A 9,662-nucleotide genomic window follows, 5' to 3' on the forward strand; every position below is an offset into this window, starting at 1 on the left:
AAATATTGTTGATTTTGGAGGAATATGACAATTCTCAAACTTTACAAGTAGATAATATATTTTACTTAACCAAATCTGCTCAAAATGGAAAATTGTTACCTTATGAAAAAACTCGAACTGTATTCTTTATTTTTATAGAAGAAATTATTGTAAAATTAATGGCAGAACGAGATGCATTAAAAAAGGATGAATAAAAGAACAGACCGTCTGGCCATGAGACGGTCTGTTTTCTTATTTTATATAGTTAATAGACTGTCAGACGTATCTGCTAGTTCCTTTTGTTCTTGTGATGAAAACTCAACCACTGTTCTGCCAACGTTGATGCAATTGCAGTCATGGAAGCTGTCGAATGCTTTATTAATGTCATTTAGCTGGATACGATCAAGGACGAGTCAGGCTTCGATGAAAAGTGTAAATTTGTAAATTTATGGTAAAAGTAGTACATACACAACTCTAAGATGATCATTTTCGCTCGTGGAATCCGGTCTTTTAAACTGCACATACCTTAGTGTTATCAGGCAATTGAACATCGGCTTTGTCCCATATACCACATTTTCTGAAAAGCTAAATTCGGACAACAAGAAAAATTTCGCCTTGCGTGATGAGTTGATCGTAAAACAACGGTTTCGTCTATAAGAGATTGTTCAAAAAGTCCGGGAAACATTCACTGAAAGTGAGCGAACGTTTTTGGATAAGATTTAAAAGTTTATTTGCTGCTACCTGCTAACAGGGATTGTATCATGTTGAAACCTCTCTTTTTCGAGTAAAAGCAATGATGAATAATAATAACGGAAAGACAAATGCCATGGTTATATTAAAGGGGATATATGTTGTCCCTAAAAAATGAGAAAATACTTGAAGATTTGGAGCTACCCAAATACTAAATATTATAATGTAAATGCCCATCGGAAAGACAATTGGGCGATAGTTACTAAGACCTAACCATTGGGAAGTACCGATTACGATTATATAATAAAAGATGGATATTTTAATAAATGCCCCGGCAACCCATATAGCCATAACAATGGACTCTATATGTTCTAAAAAATCAGCTATACTAATGTACCGAACAGCAGACATGACCGGATAAGTAAAAGTGGCTGTGATCCCTCCAAATATGAACAGGGTAGTGATATTGAGAGCTAACAAGGTCAGTAAGACAATACATAAAGAAATGACTCCCCATTTCATTCCTTTATCTGAATTAGATAAAAACGGGAGAAGCATAGCGAGAATCACAACGTTGTCAAACCAACCAACTAGAGGAATTGCTCCTCTAAAGACAGGTTTCATTCCATTTTCCATTATGGGAAAAATATTCTTGATTTCCATATCGGGAAGAAGTAGGAGAATTATTATCACCCAAAGTATTAATATGATAGGGATGAATAGCTGTGCAATTCTTGCGATTCCTTCTATGCCGCCTCGTACGGCAAGAGCACAAGCAAAAATCATACTAGCTATCACAACCATCAGTGGGGTTTTTGGCATAAAGCTACCTACGACAAATTCAGCGTATTGTCTTGTTATAATACCATCGCCATATATACATATGAAGATAAAAAAGAAACCGAAGATTTTCCCGCATAATCTGCCAACAATTTTTTCACTATATTGGATGATTGTTTCCCCAAGGTATCGCTCGTGTAACTTAAATGTAATATATACGAGAATAAAACCGGTAACTGAACCGATCATCGTTGAAATCCACAAATCGCGTCCTGCGTGTATGGCTACTATCCTGGGTAATAGTAGATCTCCAGTTGCTACAACCATTGGATACATAATAATTGCCATTTGAAGCGGTGAAATCTTCCCTTTCTCTAACACTCTTCTTTCACCTCATTTACTTGTCCTTTCCCAACAGTTCATATATAAGAGGTTGTTCAAAAAGTCCGGAAAACATTCATCGAATAGGTAGAACACTTTTTCTTCGTCTGAAAGTGTCTTCCGACAAGACCAACACACATTATTAAGTCCGATCTTGTCCTCCAATACTTTGATATTTTTTAATCCTGATTAATAATACTTGTTCATACGACCATACTAAAAATGTATTCAGTATGGACAAGTATTCTATCAGAAACATCGCTATCTACCTGGGCACTAAGCTGGATTACCTACAAAGTAATCTATAAGATTGGCGGTATCAGATATTTGCAAAAAAAGCAGAATCATAAAAGAGATAGTGAACTTTACCCTCAAGTCTGAGAAATAGACAAAGATAAGTTATCATTGGTAGAGTAGAAAATTTCAGCCTATGCATTGATGAAGAGTCGTTGTTTTGAAAGGAAAGAGGTATATCATGTTGATTCGAAAATCCCGAAAATGGGTCAAGAAAGACGGGATATCAAAAGCAATTTCTCACGTTCCCGAGCAACAGAAAGAGCCTATTTCTTCAAATTTGCAAGAAAATGTACAAATACTGCGTTCCATTTACGCCGATTGCTCCGATGTCAATTTTCGAACATTTTTGGTTAACGGAACAACAAAGGCGGTTTTGGTCTATATTGAAGGACTATCCAATATTGAAGAGATCGATGACAATGTGCTATCCCCCCTTATGCGGGATACCGCCGAAAAAACGGGCAGCATAAATGAATTGCTGGAAAGAAAGCTTTCGGTCTCGAAGGTGAAAGAAATCAAAACTTTTCCCGATTGTATCGAATCCATTTCCATCGGCAATCCGGTTCTTCTTTTCGAGCACGAAACCCTTGGGATTTCTTTAGGACTGGCAAAATGGGAGAAACGGTCCATTGAAGAACCATCAGCAGAATCGGTTGTACGCGGACCGCGGGATGGGTTTACGGAAACGATTGGAGTAAATACCTCGCTCTTACGTAGAAAGCTTAGAAGTCCACAATTAAAGATGAAATCAATGAAAGTAGGTCGCTACAGTCAGACCGAAATCGTCTTGGCCTATATCGAAGGGATCGCCGATTTAACCCTGATCGAGGAAATGACCCAAAGGATTCAGCGAATCAATATCGACAGTGTATTGGAAAGCGGATATATCGAGGAAATGATCGAAGACAACCCTTTCTCTCCGTTCCCACAAGTATTGAATACCGAGCGGGCGGATGTGGCTGCATCAAGCCTTTTGGAAGGAAAGGTCGTCATTTTGGTAGACGGGACTCCGTTTGCCCTGATCGCACCGACAACGCTCTTTTCATTGCTCCAATCAAGCGAAGACTATTATCAGCGCTTCTTAATTGGGACTGTGATCCGCTGGCTACGTTATTTTTTCGTGCTGCTTTCCTTGCTGCTCCCGTCGCTCTATGTGGCCCTACTGACTTTTCATCATGAGATGGTACCTACAACGCTACTATTGAACGCTGCTTCCTCTCGCGAGCGAATTCCTTTTCCGGCACTGGTTGAGGCTCTGATCATGGAATTCACGTTCGAAGCACTGCGGGAGGCAGGAATCAGGCTTCCTAAGCAGGTGGGAGCGGCTGTAAGCATTGTCGGGGCACTCGTCATTGGCCAAGCGGCGGTTCAAGCAGGTATAGTGTCGGCCCCGATGGTTATGGTCGTAGCCATAACAGGGATCGCCTCCTTTACGGTTCCTCGTTATACCGCTGGAATTGCCCTGCGGATGCTACGCTTTCCCATCATCTTTCTGGCAGGTATGTTGGGATTGCTGGGCGTGATGCTGGGGATCATTTTCATCCTTATCCACTTAAGCACATTAAAGTCTTTTGGTGTTCCTTATTTGGAACCATTGGCCCCGATGAAATTCCGCGATATGAAAGACGTCCTGATACGGGCCCCTTGGTGGATGATGAATACCCGCCCTCATTTAACGGGTGATTATAATAAGTACCGCCAAGCTCCAGAGCAGAAACCTGATCCAATACGAGGAGATGAGTAATGATCGATCGTCTGAATCTATTTTATCCAAGGAAAAGGTCATCCAATAAAAATTCTTGGTGCGATGATCATATTCACACCAAAGGAAAGCTGCTGGAAAAAGGGGAGACCGTGGGATGAAAAAGATGCTATTGTTTTTCTTCTTTTTTGCGAACAACTTGCTTCTAGCCGGCTGCTGGGATCGTACCGAAGTCAATGATGTAACGCTAATCACCGGAGTAGGGATTGACAAAAAGAATGAAAACACGATTGAGCTTACCGCAGAAGTATATATTCCCAAAGCTTTGGGTGCTGGTGGCGGTGCTGGTGGCGGTGCTGGTGGCGGTGGTAGTCCCCCCGAAACCATAATAAGAAGTGGAAAAGGAAAGACAATTGCCGATGCAATCTCGAACTTACAGGAAAAAATTCCGCGCGAAGTTTTCTGGGGGCACACAAAAGTGATTGTGATTGGGGAGAAACTGGCGAAAGCAGGCATACGTGAGCCTCTTGATTTCCTGGCACGAACTCCCCAAACTCGCCTGCGGAGCAATGTGTTTGTCGCTAAGGGGAAAGCCAAGGATATAATGGCCTTACTTCCTCCTTTGGAAAGCAGCTCTTCGGAAGTGCTTAGGGAATTAGCGGCATCGAAAGTTTTGATGGACATCACCTTGAAGGATGTATTACAAATGTTAAGCGGGGACGCCCAGGCAGCGGCCGTTCCAATGGTCACTATCGATCCTGCCGCAAAAGGGTTAGAACCGCTGCAGACGGTTTCGTATATTAATCAGACCGCAATTTTTAAGAAGGATAAGATGATTGGCCAAATCAGTGATAAGCTGACAAGGGGTGTACTGTGGACTAGAAACGAGATAAAGCAGGCTACTGTCACCATTAAGTCGAAAGAGGGAAAGGGGAATGTGTCCTATAGGCTACTTCGTGCGAACACTGAGCTGATCCCAGAGATAAAGTACGGAAAATGGAAGATGAAGGTAAAAGTTATCACGGAGGATGATATAATCCTGAACGGAACCGATTTAGACCTAACGACTCCAAAATTCACTCAAATGCTTCAAAAGGATTTGGAAAAAGACCTTAAATATCGCATAAGCCAAACATTAGAAAAAGTACAGAAAGAGCTGAAGGTCGATATTTTGGGTTTCTCTGAGGAATTTCACCGGAAATACCCACAAGAATGGAAAAAGGCCAAAAAGGATTGGGATGAGATCTTTCCTTCGGTGGAAGTGACCTTTGATATGAAGGCTACAGTACGCAGGCCCGGCCTGTCTACAACCCCGCAAGGATTACCGGAAGATGAGGTGAAGAAAAAATGAAATGGGGAGCATTGTTAGGAATAACAACTATCTTTACTCTTATCGCACTATATGAATGGCCCCAAATGAAACCAACGGAGAAAAAAGAAAGGGCGGCCTTTGTCACCCTTGCAGTAACAGGGTGGGTGATTGCCGTCCTGTTGCTTCATTTTCCCGACATGCCCGGCCCGACTCAAATAATTGATGCGATTTATAAGCCGATTGGAAAGATATTAGAGAAATAGCTCTTAGACAATATTACTGATTAGGTTTACGTTTTACAAAGGTCTCGATCTCTATCCACTCTCGCAGTCTTTAAAACTAAAAAACTCAAACTTCGCACCTAAATAATTAGGCAGAAGTCATGATCTTAATTGATAACTTATTGGGAAATATTGATAAACCGTTAGCTGGTTTAGTTTAAGTACAATCCATCACGAACTATCCATACTAATTTCTTAATGAAACGATGATCCTGTTCAAAATTATTGTTCAGATAACGAATCTGTCTTATTTGGATGCCTTCAGGCAACTTTTGCTCGTCTTTTAGTTGTTGAATGGCTACTGGATATGTTGGATTCTTATCAACTGTTATTACTCTAGGTTTTGAAACATGAAAAGCAGCCAAGGCTTGCTTAAAAAAGCGCTTAGCTGCTTTGGTATCCCTTTATTCAATAAGATAAAAATCAATGGTATTCCCTTCTGAATCAACGGCACGATATAAATACATCTATTGACCTTTACTTTGATGTACGTTTCGTCCACTCTCCAGGAGTCATTGGTTGGCTTAAGATGACGACGGATTAGTTGCATTCTTTTAAAATGAGTTGCGAGACACACTCCACATGTGCCGTATGCGGGAACATATCAACTGGCTGGATATATTTCACTTCATATTTTGCACTTAACGTTTGAATGTCCTTTGCTAATGTTGAAGGATTACATGAGATGTAAATGAGCTTTTTTGGTTCTGCCTGAAGGATGGTTTGGATTAACTGCCCCTCAAGACCTGTTCTAGGTGGATCAACGACAATGACATCGGGCTTCCAACCCTTTTTGACCCATTTTGGCAGAACCTCTTCTGCCTTTCCAGGTACATATTTTGTATTAGTCAATCCATGCCGCTTTGCGTTTTTCTTTGCATCCTCAATCGATTCTGGGATGACGTCCATTCCACGGACTTCTCCTGCCTGGTCAGCGAGCCATAACCCGATGGTTCCCACTCCACAATAGGCATCTACTACTTTTTCTTGACCAGTCAGAGCGGCTGCTTTTTTCACTTCATTATAAAGCTTCACAGTCTGAACAGGATTTAATTGGAAGAATGTCCTTGCAGAAAGCTCAAACTGAAGATCTCCTAGTGTTTCTTGGATGAACTCTTCACCCGCTAACGGAAGGGTTTCCTCGCCAAAAATAAGGGAGGTCTTTTGCCCATTGATGTTCTGAACAATTGATTTCACATTCGGAAGACGTTTTTGGATTTCCTGAATGATCAGGTCCACTTTTGGTAATTCTTTTTGCGTTGTAATCAGAACGACTTGCAGCTCTCCAGTTTGTATTCCAACCCGTGTAACAATGGTTCGAACAATACCTTTTCTAGACTTTTCATTATAAATTGGTATTTTTAATTCCTCTAAAATCCGTTTAACCGCTGATGTTGCTTCATTTGTTTGTGAATGCTGAACCGCGCATTCATCAATATTTATCAATTGATGGGAATTAAGGCCATAAAGACCGGCAAGGACCTTTCCATCCATTGCCTTCACTTGAAAACTGCTCTTGTTTCTGTATCCCCACGGGTCTTCCATTCCAATCGTTTCTCTGATATCAAGTTTGCTAATTTCCACTTTGGTATGGCGCTCTAGTGATTGAATGACAATATCACGTTTTTCCTTCAATTGTTGATCATAATTCAAGTGCTGCAATTGACAACCACCGCATTGATCATATACCGGGCAAAGCGGTTGGGCACGATGCGGGGATTTAACGCGAATTTTTTTAATTTTTGCCTCAGCAAATTTGGGATTTATCTTCGTTGCCTCTACGACCACTTCTTCACCGGGAAGTGCACCGGGCACAAAGACAACCTGTTTTTTAAAATAACCGACACCTTCCCCATTAATACCGAGCCGTTTAATCGTAAGCGGAAAGGTTTGCTTCAGTTCAATTTTGATATTTTGATCAGTTTTCATCTATTTCACTCCATAATATTCCATAAATTCATATAGATCGTTTCATTTTAATTTCCCCGTATTATAGCACGATTCACACAGAAAAACCGAATTCCAAAAAGAAATTCGATTTCTGTTGTGTTATATTTACTTTTTCTTCGGAAAGTCATCAAGGCTTTTGAACTTATAACCCTTTTTCTTTAAATCCTGAATTGCCTTTTCCAGGGCATCGGCGTTGTCCTTAGAGACAGTGTGTAAAAGTAGTACACAGCCCGGATGGACCTGTCTCATGATATTATCGTATGAATATTGCCAGCCCTTTTGCTGATTCACATTCCAGTCGACAAAAGCAAGTGACCAGAAAACATGTGTGTAACCCTCTTCTTTAGCAATTTGCATTGTTCGTTCGCTAAAAACCCCTTGTGGCGGTCGAAGGTATTTCATCTTCTTTTGCCCCGTGAGTTCTTTAGTTTTGACGCGGACTTTTTCAAGTTCCTCACGAATTCGTTCGTCACTAACAGTTGTCAAATTAGGATGATGCCAAGAATGGTTCCCGACAATATGTCCTTCTTTGACCATCCTTTTTACAATATCCCCTGCTGAAAGCAAATAATGACCAGTAACAAAAAAGGTTGCAGGTACCTTTTCCTTTTTTAAAATATCAAGAATCTGAGGGGTATATCCTTGTTCATAACCGTTATCGAAAGTTAGGTATAACGTCTTTGAGTCCGGATTGCTTTTATAAAAAGCACCGTATTTTTCGATTAACTGATCAAGCTCAGCTCCTGCTTCTGCCTGCTGTTCATTTACACCTTTTTTAAAGCCCCAATGGAGTGGCTGATTGGAAACAGCCGCATATGTACTCTGCGGTATAAATAAGAGCAGCATACTAAGGATGCACAATAATCTTTTCATCCATGTTCCCCCTATTTTGTTTTTTTTAGTGTTTGTTTAAATGGGAAAATGATTATTAGTATTTATAGGAAATTTTGAGGCTGATGGTAGACGCGGCCTTTCGTGGTTCCTGTATAAGGGAAGCATAAGGAAGATAAAAAGTACGTAGTTATTCTTGTAGATGGAAGGTGAAGGAATGTACGTATCTCCATATTTGTAAATGAGGAATGATTTAGTAAGAAATAATCTTTAATTGCAACTAAATGGGCATCCTGGGATATAAAATGGCAATGTGGACATACCCAAATTTTCCTTTTATAGCTCATTGGAAACTGAAAGCAATTGGGGCATTGAATACCTGTAATTATTTCTACCATTTGCACGCTAAATTTCTGCATTATGTCCGTAATTAATGGGGTGTGGCTTTTTATAAGAAGTCTCTTAATTTTCTCAATGGTTTTAGGATCAAGGAGAGTCTTATTATGTTGATGGTAAAATACATCGATTTTTCCAAGTAGTTCACTCACTCGGCAAATCTTTTTTTCTGCAATTGTGTATCCAGGACTAATACATAATTCAGTTGAGGATTTACAAATAGCAACTAGCGAGTCAATTGGCATTGGAGGGATTTTGTGTTTTTCAAGAAAGTACGTCAATAATAAGTTATGGCGGTGGGCCTGGGCAATTGGATTATCATAGACTATCCTTTTGTCCATATAATCTTGAATCATCTGATTTTTTTCGATTGTAAGTTTGCCGGAGTGGTTTTTGCCATCAATCATAAGAATTCCTCTTGGGGAAAGCAGCAATGCGTCGATTTGAAAGTACCCGTCACCATACGGGAGGCGCAAGTCGTGGAAAATGAGAAACCTTTTTGGTGGAGTTAGTCCTAGATAATAATGTATTTTTCTTTCCCCATTGTATCCGGATCGTAAATTCTTAATGAATAGCCTCAAATCCATAAGTTTTGGATGATTTGGGGGCATTCTTTTTTCCAATGCTTCGGCTTTCAGCAAGTTAAGGGGAACTGTTAGGTCTTTAACAAACAATTTAATACCTCCTTTAGAAGTCGTTTCGCTTATTTATAACATGTTTGCCCAAATTCTTGTATGGATTATTTATGAATTTTGTTAATTTTGATTATTATTAATGTATTTGACAAAAGATGAATGAGGAATTTTACAATTTGGGAGATAATACACGATAAAAAAGCTTTATTTTACAATTATTCAATTTATTTTACAAAACAAGCATGGGATTGAACAATATTTGTAATCTTTTTCCAAATCAATAAATACAATTAGATTATTACACCAAAATTGTGAATAATTTTACAAAATTGCAGCTTTATTTTTCAAAAAATGGTATTTAATACCCAGTTCAACCATTCCCCAATAATTACTCTTCAAACTAAAAAAGGATAGACGCGACCCTCGCG

At 39.8% G+C, this 9,662-nt stretch carries 8 protein-coding genes and 1 pseudogene; 4 read left to right on the forward strand and 5 right to left on the reverse strand.

What is annotated here, in order from left to right; translation table 11 throughout:
• Nucleotides 1–194 (forward strand): hypothetical protein (locus V7659_RS24100; RefSeq protein ID WP_335542678.1); only part of this gene is annotated, 194 nt, incomplete at its 5' end.
• A gap of 544 nt (nucleotides 195–738) precedes the next feature.
• Here the strand turns inward: V7659_RS24100 and V7659_RS24105 are convergent.
• The gene (locus tag V7659_RS24105) at nucleotides 739–1,830 is read right to left on the reverse strand and encodes a GerAB/ArcD/ProY family transporter (RefSeq protein ID WP_335542679.1); all 1,092 of its coding nucleotides are present in this window, start codon (nucleotides 1,828–1,830) and stop codon (nucleotides 739–741) included.
• 475 nt (nucleotides 1,831–2,305) lie between these two features.
• Between V7659_RS24105 and V7659_RS24110 the strand changes: the two genes are divergently transcribed.
• The 3 genes from V7659_RS24110 to V7659_RS24120 all read left to right on the forward strand — a co-directional run bounded on the left by V7659_RS24110 (nucleotide 2,306) and on the right by V7659_RS24120 (nucleotide 5,404).
• Nucleotides 2,306–3,871: a spore germination protein gene (locus V7659_RS24110; protein WP_180247522.1), complete on the forward strand. Its 1,566-nt coding sequence runs from the start codon at nucleotides 2,306–2,308 to the stop codon at nucleotides 3,869–3,871.
• A gap of 115 nt (nucleotides 3,872–3,986) precedes the next feature.
• On the forward strand, nucleotides 3,987–5,180 hold the full coding sequence (locus V7659_RS24115; RefSeq protein WP_335542680.1) for a Ger(x)C family spore germination protein: 1,194 nt from the start codon (nucleotides 3,987–3,989) through the stop codon (nucleotides 5,178–5,180).
• On the forward strand, nucleotides 5,177–5,404 hold the full coding sequence (locus tag V7659_RS24120; protein WP_088091069.1) for a hypothetical protein: 228 nt from the start codon (nucleotides 5,177–5,179) through the stop codon (nucleotides 5,402–5,404). Before V7659_RS24115 ends, V7659_RS24120 begins: the two co-directional genes overlap by 4 nt.
• A 203-nt stretch (nucleotides 5,405–5,607) precedes the next feature.
• Here V7659_RS24120 and V7659_RS24125 read toward each other — a convergent pair.
• The 4 genes and pseudogenes from V7659_RS24125 to V7659_RS24140 all read right to left on the reverse strand — a co-directional run.
• Nucleotides 5,608–5,963, reverse strand: a pseudogene (locus V7659_RS24125) (IS6 family transposase); the annotation flags it as partial.
• Nucleotides 5,963–7,351: a 23S rRNA (uracil(1939)-C(5))-methyltransferase RlmD gene (gene rlmD / locus V7659_RS24130; RefSeq protein ID WP_335542681.1), complete on the reverse strand. Its 1,389-nt coding sequence runs from the start codon at nucleotides 7,349–7,351 to the stop codon at nucleotides 5,963–5,965. The gene rlmD and the pseudogene V7659_RS24125, both read right to left, overlap by 1 nt.
• 126 nt (nucleotides 7,352–7,477) lie before the next feature.
• Nucleotides 7,478–8,245: a delta-lactam-biosynthetic de-N-acetylase gene (gene pdaA / locus V7659_RS24135; protein ID WP_335542682.1), complete on the reverse strand. Its 768-nt coding sequence runs from the start codon at nucleotides 8,243–8,245 to the stop codon at nucleotides 7,478–7,480.
• A gap of 62 nt (nucleotides 8,246–8,307) precedes the next feature.
• Complete coding sequence (locus V7659_RS24140) at nucleotides 8,308–9,273, reverse strand: nuclease-related domain-containing protein (protein ID WP_335542683.1); 966 nt, start codon at nucleotides 9,271–9,273, stop codon at nucleotides 8,308–8,310.
• Nucleotides 9,274–9,662: the final 389 nt, after the last annotated feature.

This window comes from Neobacillus drentensis, assembly GCF_036966985.1.
GTDB classification, from domain to species: Bacteria; Bacillota; Bacilli; order Bacillales; family Cytobacillaceae; genus Neobacillus; species Neobacillus drentensis_E.

Coding starts and splice junctions, on each gene's coding strand:
- V7659_RS24110 (WP_180247522.1), top strand. CDS start 2,306: ATGTTGATTCGAAAATCCCGAAAATGGGTCAAGAAAGACGGGATATCA.
- V7659_RS24115 (WP_335542680.1), top strand. CDS start 3,987: ATGAAAAAGATGCTATTGTTTTTCTTCTTTTTTGCGAACAACTTGCTT.
- V7659_RS24120 (WP_088091069.1), top strand. CDS start 5,177: ATGAAATGGGGAGCATTGTTAGGAATAACAACTATCTTTACTCTTATC.
- rlmD (WP_335542681.1), bottom strand. CDS start 7,351: ATGAAAACTGATCAAAATATCAAAATTGAACTGAAGCAAACCTTTCCG.
- pdaA (WP_335542682.1), bottom strand. CDS start 8,245: ATGAAAAGATTATTGTGCATCCTTAGTATGCTGCTCTTATTTATACCG.